Source organism: Prevotella sp. OH937_COT-195, assembly GCF_003932845.1.
Taxonomy (GTDB): domain Bacteria; phylum Bacteroidota; class Bacteroidia; order Bacteroidales; family Bacteroidaceae; genus Prevotella.
This window is the reverse complement of record NZ_RQZH01000158.1, coordinates 1-427: the sequence shown is the minus strand read 5'-3', so window position 1 is coordinate 427 and position 427 is coordinate 1. Positions and strand designations below refer to the sequence as shown.

The 427-nt window shown below is 31.6% G+C and carries 2 protein-coding genes; both read right to left on the bottom strand.

The annotated features are described in order from the left end of the window. Positions 1-206 (bottom strand): hypothetical protein (locus EII32_RS11715; RefSeq protein WP_125235482.1); only part of this gene is annotated, 206 nt, incomplete at its 3' end. Next, the coding region (locus EII32_RS11710; RefSeq protein ID WP_199741445.1) for a hypothetical protein at positions 199-427 on the bottom strand (229 nt) is incomplete at its 5' end. The genes EII32_RS11715 and EII32_RS11710, both read right to left, overlap by 8 nt.

The window sequence follows — 427 nt, the reverse complement described above, 5'->3', positions numbered from 1 at the left end:
TTCTTATAGTTGTCTCTTTTTGCCTTTTTTGTCTTCGCTCCAACAGAAGCATTTGCTCTTGTTTTTCCAATGTATATGTCTGTTTCATATCCGGAACCACACCTTGTAGCAATTGCTTTTGCCTTTTCACTTAAAACTGATTGCATTGGAGTTGACTTCATAAGCTCACTAACTCCTTGTTTATTAATCTTAAAATTTTTAAGCATATCGTTCCACCATAACTTTTTTATGCCAACTTAACGGAATCATATCTTCTATTCCTTCTATAACTCCCCCAAAAACTTTATATTTTTTGTTAAAAAATTTAACTTCTTGATTTTCCCAAATATTTTCATCTCCCTTTGGGATTGCAAGAGTATATTCTATTTTTTTGCCATATAAATTTAAAGAGTTTGTTATGTCTTCAGTAGTTGGTTGTCCTATAAGC